Below are 15,543 nucleotides of genomic sequence, written 5' to 3'. Positions count from 1 at the left end.
GCGTTTCCCTGTTGATCGGACGGATAATTGGGACCCCGGCGGCGCCGCCCTTCGCTGCGCGGGGATGCTCGTTACGTGCGCGGGGTCATTCTCCCCGCGGAAAGCGTGCGTTCTCCTCGACCACGTTGAGGTCCATGTGGTTGCGCATGTAGCGCTCGGAGGCCTTCTGCAGCGGCTGGTAGTCCCAGGGGAAATAGCTGCCGTTCCTCAGCGCCTCGTAGACGATCCAGCGCCGTGCCTGGGAATGGCGCACCTCGGCGTCGAACCGCGCCAGGTCCCAGCGGTCCCCGGCCATCGCGCGGTAGCGCTTCAGCGTTGCCGCGTGGGCCGGGTCTCCGGCGAGGTTCGCCAGTTCGTGCGGATCGGCCTCGAGGTCGAAGAGCTGCTCGGGGTCGAGCGCGCAGGCGGTGTACTTCCACCGGCCTTCGCGCAGGCAGACCATCGGCGCGTAGCTGGCCTCGGCCGCGTATTCCATTGCCACCGGGCCGCGCGTGCCGCCATTCGCGAGCGGCACCAGGCTCTCGCCGTCGGTCCAGTCGCGGATCTCGTCGAGGCTGATCCCCGCGAGGTCGCAGAGCGTCGGGCAGATGTCGATGTTGCTGACCGGCACGTCCACGCGCCCGGCGGGCATCTGCGGCGCAGCGATCATCACCGGGACGCGGGCGGCGCCCTCGAGGAAGGACATCTTGAACCACAGCCCGCGCTCGCCCAGCATGTCGCCATGGTCGGAAACGAAGAGGATGATGGTGTTCTCCTCCTGGCGGGTGCCGCGCAGCGCCTCCATGACCTCGCCGATCTTGTCGTCCAGATAGGAGATGTTGGCGAAATAGGCGCGGCGGGACCGGCGGATGTCGTCCTCGGAGATGTCGAAACTCTTCCAGTCATTTGCGTCGAAGATGCGCTTCGAATGCGGGTCCTGGTTCGGGTATCCCAGATCGCCGACCTCGGGCAGCAGGCGGTCGCAATCCTCGTAGAGATCCCAGTATTTCCGCCGCGCCACGTAGGGGTCGTGCGGATGGGTGAAGCTGACCGTCAGGCACCAGGGGCGGGCGTCATGGCCGCGGCCGAGGTCATAGATCTTGCGGGTGGCGTGATAGGCGACCTCGTCGTCATATTCCATCTGGTTGGTGATCTCGGCCACGCCCGATCCGGTAACCGAACCCATGTTGTGGTACCACCATTCGATCCGCTCGCCCGGCTTGCGGTAATCCGGCGTCCAGCCGAAATCCGGCGGGTAGATGTCGGTCGTCAGCCGCTCCTCGAAGCCGTGCAGCTGGTCCGGCCCGACGAAATGCATCTTGCCAGACAGGCAGGTCTGGTAGCCCGCGCGGCGCAGGTGATGGGCATAGGTCGGGATCGAGGAGGCGAATTCCGCGGCATTGTCATAGACGCCGGTCCGCGAGGGCAGCTGGCCCGACATGTAGCTTGCACGTCCCGGCGCGCAGAGCGGCGAGGCGGTATAGGCGTTGCGGAACCGGGTGGACCGCTCCGCCAGGGTGCGGATGTTGGGGACATGCAGGAACTCCGCCGGGCCGTCGGGGAAGAAGGTCCCGTTCAGCTGGTCGACCATGAAGATCAGGATGTTCGGGCGGGAAGTTTCGGTCATTGTCTCTCGCTGCGCGTCAATGCCGGCGCCGGAAGGGCGCATCGGCGATATTTCATTGGGAATCCGGGGGCGGCTCCGCGGAAGACTAGTTGACTTTTCCCTATGGTCATTGGGAAATCGGCTAATGTCTGATATTGGAAAAAATTATACCAGCCTGTCGCGCCATGCCGCCGATCTGTGCCTGTTCCTGCTGGTCGCGGACTGCGGGCAGCTGTCGCTGGCCGCCGAGACCGCGGGCCTGTCGCAGCCGCGGCTGAGCCAGCGGATCAAGGCGCTGGAGGAGTCGCTGGGCCGGGTGCTGTTCCAGCGCCACCGCCGCGGCGTGACGCTGACGCGGGAGGGGCGGGAGCTGGCCGAGGTGCTGGGCCCGCCGCTCGGCGAGGCGGCGGCGGGCTTCGCGCGGCTGACGGAAAAGCGGCAGCGGCGGCAGGTGGTGATCCAGTCGGACCTCGCCTTCGCCAGCTTCCGCTTCCTGCCTGCCTTCCCCTCGCTCTGCGCCGCCTTCCCCGATCTCGGCCTGTCGCTGATGACCCGCCAGCTGCCCGAGCCGGGACCGCGCGGCGGGGCCGACCTGATGGTGCGCATGGAGCCTGCCGGCGAAGACGGCCCGTCGCGCCGCCGCCTCTTTCCCGAACGGGTGCAGGCGGTGGCCAGCCCCGGCTTCCTCGCCCGCCATCCCGGGCTCGCCACCCCTGCCGACCTGGCGACCATGCCGCTGATCGACCTCGCCGCCGACGGGGCGCCGCCCTGGTTCACCTGGACCACCTGGCTGCGCCGTTTCGGCGTCGCCCTGCCTGCACGGGCGGAGCGGATCACCTTTTCCAGCTATGACCACGTGATCCAGGCCGCCGAGGAGGGCTTGGGCGTCGCGCTCGGCTGGCGCGGGCTGACGGATGCGCGGCTGGAGGCGGGGACGCTGGCCCCGGCGGTGCCCCAGCTTGCGGAAAGCGGCATGGCCTATGTGCTGCGCATGGAAACGCCCGGAGCCTCTAAAGAGGTCCGGGCGGTGTTCGACTGGATCGCCGCGCGTTTCGGCAGCTGATCCGGGCAGGCTCAGAAGGTCAGCACGGCCTGCGTGCCGACGTCAGGCAGCTTCTCTTCCGTGAGGTTCGCGCGCGCGATCTCGAAGCCGAAGCGCAGCGTGCTGTCGGTGCTGCCCCAGACCTGGCCGCTGTCGAGCTTGAGGCAGAGCATGGTGAGGTTCGGATCCTCCTTGCCGCCCTGGAACCAGGCGGCGGCAACAGGCGACCAGATCTTCTCCAGCCGGTCTGTGTCCATGGTCTCGGTCAGGCTGCCGCGCAGGCAGGCCTGAAAGTCCTGCTTTTTGCCCATCAGCACGTATTTGGCCTTCTGGCCGGGGACGAGCTTGCGGACCAAGTCAGTTTCCCTTGAGGTCAGGAACCAGATCTCGTTCTTCGCCCAGTCGGGGAAATGGGTCATCGGCTGCATGTGGTCGGCCGCGCCTTCGACGCCGAGCATGCCGGCCCGCAGGTCTTCCATCTGCTCGCTCAGGGCGGTGCGCGGGTCTTTCTCGATTGCGGAATAGGCGTTCATGGCGATCTCCTTCCGTGTTGCGTCGTCTGGGTGGTCAACGGCGAAACCGGCAGGACGTTCCCTGCGCGCTCAGGCGGATAGCCCGGCGGCGAGGCGGAGATCCGCTGTCACCTTTGCCTGCAGCTCGGCCCGCAGGACGGGATCGGGCAAGCGCAGCAGATGCGCCGGATGCAGCGTCAGCAGGCAGGGCGTGCCGTCGGCCAGCGTCTCGACCGTGCCGCGGCGGCGGGCGATGTCGCGCCCGTTGCCGGTCAGGGAAAAGGCCGCCGTCGCGCCCATGGCGAGGACCGCCTTCGGCCGGACCAGCTTCCGCTCCAGATCGAGCCACCAGCGGCAGGCCTCCACCTCGCCTGCATCGGGACGCTGGTGGATGCGGCGCTTGCCGCGCGGCGTGAACTTGAAATGCTTCACCGCATTCGTCACCCAGGCGGCAGCGCGATCCAGCCCCGCTTCCTCTGCCATCGCGTCGAAAAGCTGCCCGGCCGGACCCGCGAAGGGGCGTCCCTCCAGATCTTCGCGGTCGCCCGGCTGTTCGCCAACGATCATCAGCCGTGCGGTTTCCGGCCCTTCTCCCGCCACCCCTTGCGTCGCGCAGCCGCCGATCGGGCAGCGGCGGCAGGCATCGAGCGCAGGTTTCATCGTCGCCAGCGTCGCCCCCTCGGGCAGGGCGGGCCGCTCCGGCCTCAACTTGGCCGCGCGCGTCGGCGGTTCGGTCGGCATCGCGGCCTGCATCGCCATGGCGCGTTCCGGCGCAGTGCGGATCAGCTCGGGGATCAGTTCTGCCTCGGGCAGGTTCTTCCAGTATTTCCGCGGCATCTCCGAGGTCATGGCCGAGACCATCAGCCGGGCCGGGTTGAAGATATTGGCGAAATATGTCCGCCACAGGTCTTCGGTGGCATCGGCGGGCGGCGGTGCCTTGCCTTGCGTTTCGCTGAAGTTCAGGGCGCCATCCTCGAACCGCGCGGTCAGATGCGGCGTTGCGATCACCCAGTCCATGTCGCCGAAGCGCCCGGCGAAGAACGGCGCGGCCGCCTCCGCGATCGGGTGGGCCGGCTCGAACCAGGCGGCGAAGGCGCGGCGCACTGCCGCCGGGTCGCCGATCTCGCGGAACCTCACGAAGGCATGCATCTTGTGGATGTCCCGCCGCACCGCCTTTTCCTGTGCCAGCAGCCGGTGCAGCGCAGGGTCCGAGCGGTCGCCCCAGCGCAGCCGGCCCTGCGACAGGCGCAGCACGATCGCATAGGCGCGGGCGAAGCGTTCGGGGTCGGAATGGTGCAGCGCGGTCTCGATCCGCTCCACGGCCTCGCGGGGCAGCCGCAGCTCGATCGCCTGACCGGCCCGGAGCCCGGGGGTTTCGCCGAACAGGTCCGGCGCGGGGTCGCCTACCGTCCATCGCACCTCTTCCGCGGGCACGCCGGACGCCGCCAGCCGCCGCGCCTCGGCCCGCCAGGCGGCGACCATGCCGATCCGGGGCAGAATGACCTGCATCAGAACAGGCTCAGCTGCTCTGGCGGCGACGCGAAACGGGCGCGCAGCTGCGCGGCGTCGGGCAGGGCGCCCGGCGACCAGCCGGGCAGCGAGATGAAGGGCCGCGCGTTCTTCAGGTTGCAGCCGATCCGCACCAGATCCTCGTAGCGCACCTCCCGGTGCCTTCGCGCGGCGAGGATGCGGTCGACGGAGCGCGGCCCGAAGCCCGGCACCCGAAGGAGCATCTCGCGCGGCGCGCGGTTGACCGCGACCGGGAACTGCCCGCGATTGGCCAGCGCCCAGGCGAGCTTCGGGTCGATCTCCAGATCGAGCATGCCGGCGGGCGGCGCGATCTCCGCCGCCTCGAAGCCGTAGAACCGCATCATCCAGTCGGCCTGGTAGAGCCGGTGCTCGCGCATCAGCGGCGGACGGATCAGCGGCAGGGATTTCGACGCGTCGGGGATCGGCGAGAAGGCCGAATAATAGACCCGCCCCAGCCGGTAGGCGGAATAGAGCGTCGCCGATTGTCCGAGTATCTGGCTGTCGGTCGCCGTGTCGGCACCGACGATCATCTGGGTGGATTGTCCGGCCGGGGCGAAGCGCGACGGTCGCTTGCCGCGATGGCTGGTCTCGCGCGCGGCATCCCGGCGCATCCGGACATCCGCCATGGCGCGGCGGATCGTGCGCGAGGATTTCTCCGGCGCGAGGCTTTCCAGCGCGGTTTCCGTCGGCAGCTCCACATTGATCGACAGCCGGTCGGCCCAGATGCCCGCCTGCTCGATCAGCTCCGGCGCGGCGTCCGGGATGGTCTTGAGGTGGATGTAGCCGCGGAAATTCTCCCGCTCGCGCAGGGTCCGCGCGATCCGCACCATGTCGGCCATCGTGTCGTCCGGGCTGCGGATGATGCCGGAGGAGAGGAACAGCCCCTCGATATAGTTGCGGCGGTAGAATTCGATGGTGAGCTTGACCACCTCGTCGACCGAGAACCGCGCCCGCTCCACCCGGCTGGAGGCACGGTTGACGCAATAGGCGCAGTCGTAGATGCAGAAATTCGTCATCAGGACCTTCAGAAGGCTGATGCAGCGCCCGTCCGGCGCATAGGCATGGCAGATGCCCGAGCCGCCGGAGGATCCCAGCCCCTTGCCGTCCTTCGAGGACCGTTTCTCGCCCCCCGACGACGCGCAGGACGCGTCGTATTTCGCCGCGTCGGCGAGGATCGCAAGTTTCTCGGAGAGAGTGCGCTTGACCATATGTTCGTCATATGTTCTGCGCGGGGCCGGTTCAAGCCCCCCGGACATGCCGGAGGGCCCTGCGGGGTCAGAGCCCGTATTGCTCGCGCGCGATGTCGCCCAGGCCGACCGCATCCAGTGCCGAGAGCGGCGCGAGGAAGGTCACCTGGATCACGCCCGGCGCGCGGCCGATCTCGATGGCCCCGTTGATCGTCGCGCGGTTGCGGACTTCGGCGACGGTCATGTCGAGCAGCTTCGCCGCCCGCTCCAGCCCGTTCTCGATTGCCGAATTCATGTCGGCCGCGGTGCCGATCACCGAAACCGGCGCGGTCTCGACGATCTCCGCCACGCCGTACTGCGCCGCCAGCCGCGCTGCCTTGGCTTTCTCCGCCGCGCTGAAGGGCTTGGCCAGCGGCGGCAGGTCCTCCTCGAGCGGGAACAGCACCGGCCCGTCGATCGGATAGCCCTTCTTCAGCTCGACCTGCAGAGTCACCGACCCCGCCACGTCCATCGTGTGGCCAGCGATTTCGCCGTCGCCCTGGGCGGCATGCATGTCGCCCATGTAGATGCCGGCGCCCGGCACCTTGACCGGCGCGACCAGCACCGCGCCGGGGCGCACCGCGTCGATGTCGAGATGGCCGTCGGTCTTGTGCTCGGCCAGCTCCTCGGGGGTCAGCGCGTAGTCATGCGGGGCCTCGACGAGGAAGGCGCCGAAATCGCCGGCATTGTGGCTGTCGGGCATGGCCTTGGACGGGCAGGTGCCGAGCTGGCCGAGGAAGGGCCGCATCCGCACGATCATGCCCGGCATGTCCGAGGGCGCATAGGTCAGGATCGAATGCTGGCGCGAGGCGTCGGGCAGGGCGGCATAGGCGGGCGCGTCCTTCGCGATCTCCTCCGCGGCCTCGGCCGGCAGGGTCAGGCCGACCGCGCGGGTCTGGTCGAAGCCCACCGTGTAGCCATGCACGATCTGGAACGGGGTCACCGCGTTCCCGCACTTGTCGCATTTCACCGCCTGCTGGCCGATCCCCTCGACATGAGTCTCGGGCCAGACCTCGTCGCAGGTCGGGCAGCGCGCGGCGACATAGGGGTCGCCGAGGCAGAAGCCCTCGGGCGAGCTGTCATGGCCGGACGCCGTCGCCATCGAGGTGACATAGACATCGCGGATGCGGATCACCACGGCATCGCCGGGCTCCGCGCCCTCGACCGCGACCGGGCGGGTGACCTCGTGGCCGCCGCGCAGGGCTGGCGTGATCATCGGGCCCCAGCAGCCGGGCGCGGTATTGGCGATGATCGTGCCGCCGCTGGCGACCGGGCCCAGCATCGGCTGGTTCGGATCGAGCACGCTGTTGGTGAAACCGTCGACGATGACGCTGCGCTGCGCCGTTCTTGCCGGGCTGCTTCCGTCGGGCATCTGGACCTCCGTCTTTCTGGCCAGGGACTGCCCGGATGCGGCGCCTGCAATCCCGCGTGCGCAAGCATTTACCGTGCCGAAGCCCGTCAAGATCGGGTGATGATGGGCCGGCTGCCTGCGGGACGGGCAGGATGCGTGCCCGGCGGGCAGCACTTCGCCGGTCCCGGGCGGCTTCTCGGCCAGGCAGTCCGCCGCGGATGGCCGGGCCGGCATCCGGTCTCCGGAGCAGCTGGGAAGGCCGGAGCGGGCCGGGCCTCGGGCTGCAAGTCCCGCGTTTCCGGCGGTTCCTGCGGGCCGCTGGAGGGTACTGGATTGCCTGGCAGACGATTGCGTCGAAGCCGGCAGCCGGACGGGGGGCAGCGCCTTGGGTGTCGCGGTGCCAGTCCCCGAGACTGCCGGGATGCCCCTCGGCCGCCCTCGATCCAGTGCCGTCGCTTCCGCGTGGCGGAGAGAGTTCCATGTCGCGGCAGCTTTCAGGCAGGAGCCAACGCCGAACGCCGGGGGCGTCAGATCCATTTCGAACCCAGCAGGCGTTGATCATGTGGGCCGGACCAACGGCACGGGTGGGCATCGGTCACGCCCGGCGCTCCGCGCCGGTGCCGCAGGATGGCTGGCGAGAGAGGACACGCCCCGCTGCGATCGCTCATCGCTCATCGCTCATCGTGCCCGGTGAAAAGCAGAAACCGTGGCAGCCCGCAACGGCATGCAGCGTCGAAGCCGGGCCGCCCGTTTGCCCCTCCCCGGACTCGGGCAGATTGGGCGGCCCGGCTTCGACGGAGGCTGGATGCGGTCCCGTGGGCCTTCAAGTTGTCGGCATCGGCCCCATTCCCGACGCTCTGCCCGGCGCCATCCGGCGCAAGCCTCGAACGGAGCAGGCAGCGGGAAGGCCGCCCAGCCCATTGACCCCGAACCGCAATCATGGGGCTGGATCGTGGCAGCCCTGGAGTCGCGCATGTCCCGCGCCGTCCCACGCGGAGGCTGAGCATCTGCGCCATCGGATTCCGATGGATCCGGTGCCTGCAAGCCGCGCCGTGCGGCCTGCCCCCCCGAGCGCGGGCCCCGCCAGCACAGGCCCTGCGCGCGCCGAAGCCTGTGCCGCCGGGGGCAGGCCGGTCGTTCCTCAGCCGTGTCCGCAGAATCTCCGTCAGAGGGGGCAGGCACTCCGGCTCGGGCCGGTTTTCCCGCGAAAACGGCGGGCGTCGGGCCGCTCCGGAGGGAGACCCGGACCGTGCCGCGCCGGGGAGGTCAGCGCGGCCGGAGCATGGGGCCGCCGAGGGCGCGCCGGGCAGGGCAGATGTCCCGTGCCGCCCCGGAATGACCGGAGCGCAACCGGCCCTGCCGGAGGCGGCAACCGGCGGTGCCCACCCGCCCGCCATGGCCGCTTGCCACAGGAGGGACGGCGGCGGATAGTCGGGCCATGACCGGCGATCTGGTGAATGCGCTCGGCGGGATCGGGCTGTTCCTGTTCGGGATGTTCTGGCTGACGGACGGGCTGCGCAGCCTGGCCGGCGGCGGGCTGCGGACCGCGCTGTCGCGCTTCACTTCCACGCCGCTCACGGGCGCGCTCACCGGGGCGGCGACCACTGCGCTGATCCAGTCCTCCAGCGCGACCACCGTGACCGCGGTCGGTTTCGTCAGCGCGGGACTGCTGACCTTTCCGCAGGCGCTCGGCATCATCTTCGGCGCCAATATCGGAACGACCATGACCGGCTGGCTGGTCGCCATCCTCGGCTTCAAGCTCGATCTCGGCACCGTCACGCTGCCGCTCGTGTTCCTCGGCGCGCTTCTGCGGCTCTCGGGCGGCAGGCTCCGCCCGCAGATCGGCACGGCGCTGGCGGGCTTCGCGCTGATCTTCCTCGGCATCGACGTGATGAAGGAGAGCTTGGCCGGGTTCGAGGGCGTGGTGACGCCGCGGGACTTCCCGCAGGACAGCCTCTGGGGCCGGCTGCAGCTGGTGGCTGCGGGGGCGGCGATCACGCTGGTCACGCAATCCTCCAGCGCCGGGGTGACCGCGGCGCTGGCGGCGATCGGGGCGGGGGCGATCAGCCTGCCGCAGGGCATGGCGCTGGTGATCGGCATGGATGTCGGCACGACCTTCACCGCGGTGCTGGCGACGCTGGGCGGCTCGACCGCGGCGCGGCGGACCGGGTTTTCGCATGTCATCTACAACTGCCTCACCGGAATCCTCGCCTTCGTGCTGCTCGGTCCGGCCGCCGCCCTGCTGGAGGGGCGCGGCACGGATAGCCAGATCGCGCTGGTCGCCTTCCACTCCGGATTCAACATCCTCGGGGTGATCCTGGTGCTGCCGTTCGCGGGCGCCTTCGCGCGGCTGGTCACCGCGGTGATCCGCGATCCGGTGCCCGGCCTGACCGGCAGCCTCGGCCCGGAAATGCTGCGCGACCCCGAAGCCGCCGCCGATGCCGCGATCTCGGCGCTGGAGACGGTGTGCGAGGCGCAGTTCCGCCATCTCGCGTTCCGGCTGGGCCGGGCGGCGCCGGAGCGCGAGGATGCCGACGGGCTGCGCGCGCTTGCCGAGGCGCTGCCCGAGCTGCGCCGCTTCACCGACGCGATCCCGCCTGCATCCGGCAGCGCGCCCGCGCCCGAGCGGCTGGTCTCGGCGCTGCATGTCCAGGACCATCTGGGACGGCTCTATTTCCGCTGCACCGAGGAACGGCGGATCGCGGCGCTTGCGGAGGACCGGCAGCTGCGCCGCCTCGCCTGCCTGCTGGGGGCGGTCGCGGGCGAGACCGCGAGGTCGGCGGATCCGGCGGCGGCCGAGCAGCGGCTGAACAAGCTCCGGCGGCTGATGCGGCGGCGGCGGGAAGCCTACCGGCAGCGGCTGCTGGCCCAGGCGCGCCGCGGCGGTGCGGGCGGCGAGGCGCTGGCCCGGCGGCTGGAGGCGATGCGCTGGCTGCAGAGGGTCAGCTACCATCTCTGGCGGATCGGACATCACATGGCTCTGATCCGCGAGGGCCGCGCCCCGGTCAGCCAGCGGCGCGAGGCGGCGGTCGACGTGCTGGAGGACTGAGCGCCGTGCCTCTCTGCCGTCGCGGCAATTCCGGCGGATGCCCCAAATTCTCCGCCGGGTCCTTGATTCATCCGGCTTTTCCGTGACATTCATCATGCTTAATTCGGTGGGACGGATATCCGGGGGACAGCGAAGATGGCCGGGAACGGAAGACGCGTGTTCTGCGCGGCCGGAGAAGGCGGGACCGGGTTCGGCGGGTTCGATCCGGGCAAGGGCGCCCTGCTGGAGGACAGCCCGGACTGGGAAGGCCGCTTCGAACTGTTCGACACCTTCGACGCCGAGGTCGCAGCGGCGGGCGGGCTGCTGGTCTCGACCGAGGCCGGGCTGGTGCTTCTCGGCGGCACCGACATGCCCGCCCAGCCGCCTGCCGCCCCCGGCTTCGTCGCGCGGATGCCCGCCGGACCGGTGACGGAGGCGCTGTCGGGACCCGTCTCGCCCCTGCGCGCGCTGATGGCCGTGGCCGCCGGCACCGCGCTCCGCCGCCGCCTGAAGCTGGTCGATGACGAGGAGAAGACGCTGCTGCGCTGCGAGCTCTGGGAGCTGCGGCCGGAGGCGGGCACGCCCGTCTCGCTGGCCGTGCTGTCGCCGCTGCGGGGCTACGAAAAGGCGTTCCGCCGGGCAGAGGCGCATTTCGGCGCCGCCGCGCCGCTCGATGCCGCCGAAGCGGCCGCGCTGCTGCGCGGGCCGGAGGCCGGACTGCCCGCCGGGCCGGCCGAGCCGATGACCGCGGACGAGACGGCCTTCGACGCGGCCACCGGGCTGATCCGTGACCAGCTGGCGATCGCGCGCTGCCATGAACCCGGCATGATCGCCGATATCGACACCGAGTTCCTGCATGACTACCGCGTCGCGCTGCGCCGCGTCCGCTCGGTCGTCTCGCTGTTCAAGGGCGTCTTCTCGGAGGCCCAGACCGAAAGCCTGAAATCCCGCTTCGGCGCGCTGATGGCCCGGACAGGGCGGCTGCGCGACCTCGATGTCTACCTGCTGGAGCGGGAGCAGTACATGGCGCTGGTCCCCGAGGCGCGCCGCGGCGGCATCGGCAAGCTTTTCGGCCGCTTCGCCGCCGAACGCGATGCCGAGCAGAGGAAGCTCGCCGCCTGGATAGGCACCAAGGGCTATGCGCAGGAGATCGCGCGGCTGGAGAAGCTCTTCGCCAAGCCGAAGAAGCTGGAGCGCGGACCCGAGGCGGAGCGCCATGCGCTCGGCTATGCGCGGCAGCTGATCTGGAAGCGCTACCGCAAGGTCTGCAAGCTGGCGCAGGGGATCGGCACCTGTCCCGACGAGCAGGTCCACGAGCTGCGCATCCACTGCAAGAAGCTGCGCTACCTGATGGAATTCTTCGCGCCGCTGTTCGGCGAGGCCGAGGTCAAGCGGCTGATCAAGGCGCTGAAGAAGCTGCAGGACAATCTGGGCCTCTTCAACGACTACTCGGTGCAGCAGGTCGCGCTGGAGGAGGCCGCGGCAGGCATTGCCGCCGATCCAGGCCCCGAGACGGTGGAGATCGCCGCCGCCATCGGCGCGCTGGTCACGGTGCTGCACCAGCGCCAGCGCGCGGAGCGCGACCGCGTGGCCGCTTCCTTCGCCGCCTTCGACAGCGAAGGGACCCGCGCCGAATTCCGCAAGCTCTTCAATCCCGGGGAGGACACCGCATGAAGATCGTCGCCTGCTATTCCAACAAGGGCGGCGTCGGAAAGACGGCGACCTCGGTCAATCTCGCGCACGGGCTGGCGCGGTCCGGCAAGCGGGTGCTGCTGTGCGATCTCGACCCGCAGGGCGCCTCGGGCTTCTATTTCCGGGTGAAGCCGTCGAAGAAGCTGACCGAAGGCAAGTTCTTCACCGATGTCGAACGCTTCACCCGCGCGATCCGCGGCAGCGATTTCGACAATCTCGACATCCTGCCCGCCAACATGACCTTCCGCGATTTCGACGTCTTCCTGTCGCGCATGAAGAACAGCCGGTCCCGGCTGAAGAAGGCGCTGAAGAGCGTCGAGGGCGATTACGACATCATCCTGCTCGACTGCCCGCCGAACATCTCGACGCTGTCGGAGAACGTGTTCAAGACCGCCGACGCGATCCTGGTTCCGGTGATCCCGACCACGCTGTCGGAGCGCACCTTCGAGCAGCTGCTGGACTTCTTCGCGGAGCGGGACCTGCCGAAGAAGAAGATCCTCGGCTTCTTCTCGATGGTGCAGAGCGCCAAGAAGCTGCATGGCGAGACGATGGCGGGGATGACGAAGGCCCATTCCAAGCGGCTGATGGACGTGGCGGTGCCCTTCGCCTCGGAGATCGAGAAGATGGGCGTGCACCGCGCGCCGGTTGCCGCCTTCGCCCCCGGCAGCAGCGCGGCGGTCAAGGCCTATGCGGCGCTCTGCGGGGCGGTGTCCGCCCGGATCTGACCCCGCTTCGCCGTGCCGCGGGCATCTGTCATCATGCTGTCATGGCCTTGTGTTCAGTGGCCGCGGTGCCGCGGTCCGCGGCAGGGGAATCGGGAGAGCGCGGGATGCAGGACGCAGCGGCGGAGACGATCGGAACGGCCGAACTGGCCGGAGGGCTGCGGGAGACGCTGCTGGAGCTGCGCGCGGCCGTGACGGCCGAGGCCGCCGCCGCCATGGCAGGCTGGGCAGCGCCGGCGGAGCGCGGCGGCACCCGCGCGCAGCTGGAAAATCTCGCCCTCTACCTCGCCATGCGCCGCCACGACCTGACCGGGCTGCAGGAGGACCTGGCGGCCCTGGGCCTGTCCTCGCTGGGCCGCGCCGAAGCGCATGTGCTGGGCACGCTCGATGCGGTGATCGCCGCGCTCGGCGCGCTGGCAGGACAGCCGCAGCCCGCGCGGTCCCTGCCGCGCGGCGGCAGACGCCGGACGCGGATGGCGGCGGAACGCGACGAGATCTTCGGGGCCGACCCGTCCGGGCCGCAGACGCGGATCATGGCGACGCTGCCGTCGGAGGCGGCGGAGGATCCCGCGGTGACCGGGGCGCTGGTGCAGGCGGGCGCCAGCTGCCTTAGGATCAACTGCGCCCATGACGGGCCCGCGGCCTGGCGCGCCATGGCCGCGCATGGCCGGAAAGCGGCAGAGGCCGCGGGGCGCGACCTGCGCATCGCCATGGACCTTGCCGGTCCCAAGGTGCGCACCGCGGAGATGCGGATGCCGAAGTCCTTTCTCGGGCGCGAGAAGGACAGCCACCTGAAGAAGCTCAGGAAGGCCGGGCTGGACCCGCGGGCGCAGGGGCCGAAGCTGATGCCGGGCGACCGGCTGGTCCTTGTGCGACAGCTTTCGGAGAAGCCGAAGCTGCCCGAGGCGACACTGAGCCATCCCGAGCTGCTGCTCGCGGCGCGCTCCGGCGCCGATATCTGGTTCGACGACGGAAAGATCGCCGGGCGGATCGCCGATTGCGATGCCGATCATGCGCTGGTGGAGCTGCGCGGCCTTCCCGCGGAAGGCGTCCGGCTGAAGCCCGGCAAGGGCGTGAACCTGCCCGGCGCGCCGCTCGACATTCCCGCGCTCGACGCCGCCGACCTGGCCGCGCTGGATACGGCCGTGGAGATCGCCGACGTGATCGGCTTCAGCTTCGTGCAGACGCCGCAGGATATCCGCGACCTGCGGGGCTCGATCGCGGGCAAGCTGCCCGAGGGGCGCCCGGCCCCGGCACTGATCCTGAAGATCGAGACCGGGCGCGCGGTCGCAAACCTGCCGCGGCTGATCGCCGAGGCTCTGGGCGGCGGGCCCGTCTCGGTGATGATCGCCCGGGGAGACCTGGCGGTGGAGATCGGGCTGGCGCGGCTTGCAGAGATCCAGGAGGAGATCCTATGGCTCTGCGAGGCGGCGGGCGTGCCGGTGATCTGGGCGACGCAGGTGCTGGAATCGCTGGCCAAGGAGGGGCACGCGACCCGCGCCGAGGCCACCGATGCGGCGATGGCGCAGCGCGCGGAATGCGTGATGCTGAACAAGGGGCCGCATGCTGCCGAGGCGGTTGGCTTCCTGCGCCAGATCCTCGGCCAGATGGACCGGCACTATGCCAAGAAATTCCCCCGTCTCGGCCCGCTCAACGCCTGGCACGCCCCGCAGGAGGCGTGAGCGCAGAAACCGGAAATAGCCGCCCGATTTCCGGCGCCGCGGGCCGGGCAGGGATGGTAGAAGGGCGCATGCTCTTCGACCTGCCGGATCACGCCACGATGCATGCCGCCCTTCTTGCCCGCGATGCGAGCTGGGAGGGCCGCGCCTATGTCTGCGTCTCCACCACCGGGATCTTCTGCCGGCTGACCTGCCCGGCGCGGAAGCCCCTGCCGGAGAACTGCAGCTTCCACGCCACCGTCGCCGAATGCATGGAGGCAGGGTTCCGCCCCTGCAAGCGCTGCCGTCCGCTGGCGAAGGCCGGGGCCGAACCGGCGGTGACCGAGCTTCTGGCCATGCTCGAAGCCGATCCCGGGCGGCGCTGGCGCGAGCGCGACCTGATCGCCGCCGGATACGATCCCTCGACCCTGCGCCGCACCTTCCGGCGGCATTTCGGCATGACCTTCCTGGAGATGGCGCGGCTCAGGCGGCTGCGCGAGGGGTTCGCGGCGCTGGAGCAGGGCGGCAAGGTGATCGCGGCGCAGCTCGATGCCGGGTTCGAGTCGGCCAGCGCCTTCCGCGCGGCCTTTGCCCGGCTCCTCGGCCGCGCGCCCGGCGAGCTGCGGGCGGGGCAGCTCCTCTCGGCCAGCTGGATCCCGACGCCGCTGGGCGACATGATCGCGGTGGCCAGCGCCAGCCATCTGCATCTGCTGGAATTTGCCGGCCGCAAGGCGCTGCCTGCGGAATTGCGCCAGCTGGAAACCGAGGCGCGCGGGCCGGTCGGACTGGGGCGGACGGACCCGCTCGATCAGGCGGCGGAAGAGCTGGCGCGGTATTTCGGCGGACAGGATGCGATTTTCGCGACGCCCCTGGCTCCGGGCGGCACGGCCTTCTCGCGGCAGGTCTGGGCCGCGCTGCGCCGGATCCCGGCGGGAGAGACGCGCTCCTATGGCGACCTGGCGCGGGAGATCGGGCGGCCGGAGGCAGTGCGCGCGGTGGCGCGGGCGAACGGGGCGAACCGGATCGCGGTGATGATCCCCTGCCACCGGGTGATCGGCGCGGACGGATCGCTGACCGGCTATGGAGGCGGTCTCTGGCGCAAGCAGCGGCTGATCGAAATTGAGGCCGCGCTGCGCGGAGGACGCGCCCCGGAGGGCGCGCCGGAAAGGCTGGGGGACGGGCGCTGACCCGTCCCGG

11 protein-coding genes are annotated in these 15,543 nt (G+C 70.2%); 6 read left to right on the top strand and 5 right to left on the bottom strand.

Annotated features, from left to right (window positions below):
- Positions 1-85: 85 nt before the first annotated feature.
- On the bottom strand, positions 86-1,606 hold the full coding sequence (betC, locus tag HCC78_RS12080; RefSeq protein WP_172329028.1) for a choline-sulfatase: 1,521 nt from the start codon (positions 1,604-1,606) through the stop codon (positions 86-88).
- Between the two features lie 124 nt (positions 1,607-1,730).
- Between betC and HCC78_RS12075 the strand changes: the two genes are divergently transcribed.
- On the top strand, positions 1,731-2,648 hold the full coding sequence (locus tag HCC78_RS12075; RefSeq protein ID WP_172329027.1) for a LysR family transcriptional regulator: 918 nt from the start codon (positions 1,731-1,733) through the stop codon (positions 2,646-2,648).
- Between the two features lie 11 nt (positions 2,649-2,659).
- On the opposite strand, the gene HCC78_RS12070 is transcribed toward HCC78_RS12075, so the two are convergent.
- From HCC78_RS12070 to HCC78_RS12055, 4 genes are all read right to left on the bottom strand, one after another.
- Positions 2,660-3,160 (bottom strand): pyridoxamine 5'-phosphate oxidase family protein, encoded by a 501-nt coding sequence (locus tag HCC78_RS12070; protein ID WP_172329026.1) that lies wholly within the window; start codon positions 3,158-3,160, stop codon positions 2,660-2,662.
- 69 nt (positions 3,161-3,229) lie between these two features.
- Positions 3,230-4,651: a UdgX family uracil-DNA binding protein gene (locus HCC78_RS12065; RefSeq protein WP_172329047.1), complete on the bottom strand. Its 1,422-nt coding sequence runs from the start codon at positions 4,649-4,651 to the stop codon at positions 3,230-3,232.
- A complete protein-coding gene (locus tag HCC78_RS12060; protein ID WP_172329025.1) occupies positions 4,648-5,877 on the bottom strand; it encodes a putative DNA modification/repair radical SAM protein in 1,230 nt (409 codons plus the stop codon). Before HCC78_RS12060 ends, HCC78_RS12065 begins: the two co-directional genes overlap by 4 nt.
- A gap of 67 nt (positions 5,878-5,944) precedes the next feature.
- Positions 5,945-7,267 carry an acetamidase/formamidase family protein gene (locus HCC78_RS12055; protein ID WP_172329024.1) on the bottom strand — a complete coding sequence of 441 codons (1,323 nt, stop codon included), beginning with the start codon at positions 7,265-7,267 and terminating at the stop codon, positions 5,945-5,947.
- 1,417 nt (positions 7,268-8,684) lie between these two features.
- On the opposite strand from HCC78_RS12055, the gene HCC78_RS12050 reads away from it, so the two are divergent.
- From HCC78_RS12050 to HCC78_RS12030, 5 genes are all read left to right on the top strand, one after another.
- Positions 8,685-10,295, top strand: a complete 1,611-nt coding sequence (locus HCC78_RS12050; protein WP_172329023.1) for a Na/Pi cotransporter family protein — start codon at positions 8,685-8,687, stop codon at positions 10,293-10,295.
- 135 nt (positions 10,296-10,430) lie between these two features.
- The gene (locus HCC78_RS12045) at positions 10,431-11,948 is read left to right on the top strand and encodes a CHAD domain-containing protein (protein ID WP_172329022.1); all 1,518 of its coding nucleotides are present in this window, start codon (positions 10,431-10,433) and stop codon (positions 11,946-11,948) included.
- Positions 11,945-12,691: a ParA family protein gene (locus HCC78_RS12040; RefSeq protein WP_172329021.1), complete on the top strand. Its 747-nt coding sequence runs from the start codon at positions 11,945-11,947 to the stop codon at positions 12,689-12,691. The genes HCC78_RS12045 and HCC78_RS12040 overlap by 4 nt, the downstream gene beginning before the upstream one ends.
- 104 nt (positions 12,692-12,795) lie before the next feature.
- Positions 12,796-14,370, top strand: coding sequence for a pyruvate kinase (locus HCC78_RS12035; protein ID WP_172329020.1), 1,575 nt, complete (start codon positions 12,796-12,798; stop codon positions 14,368-14,370).
- A gap of 68 nt (positions 14,371-14,438) precedes the next feature.
- The gene (locus HCC78_RS12030) at positions 14,439-15,533 is read left to right on the top strand and encodes a bifunctional transcriptional activator/DNA repair enzyme AdaA (protein ID WP_172329019.1); all 1,095 of its coding nucleotides are present in this window, start codon (positions 14,439-14,441) and stop codon (positions 15,531-15,533) included.
- Positions 15,534-15,543: the final 10 nt, after the last annotated feature.

The organism is Mangrovicoccus sp. HB161399, from assembly GCF_013184745.1.
Taxonomy (GTDB): Bacteria; Pseudomonadota; Alphaproteobacteria; order Rhodobacterales; family Rhodobacteraceae; genus Mangrovicoccus.
This window is presented reverse-complemented; position numbering and strand designations above follow the sequence as displayed.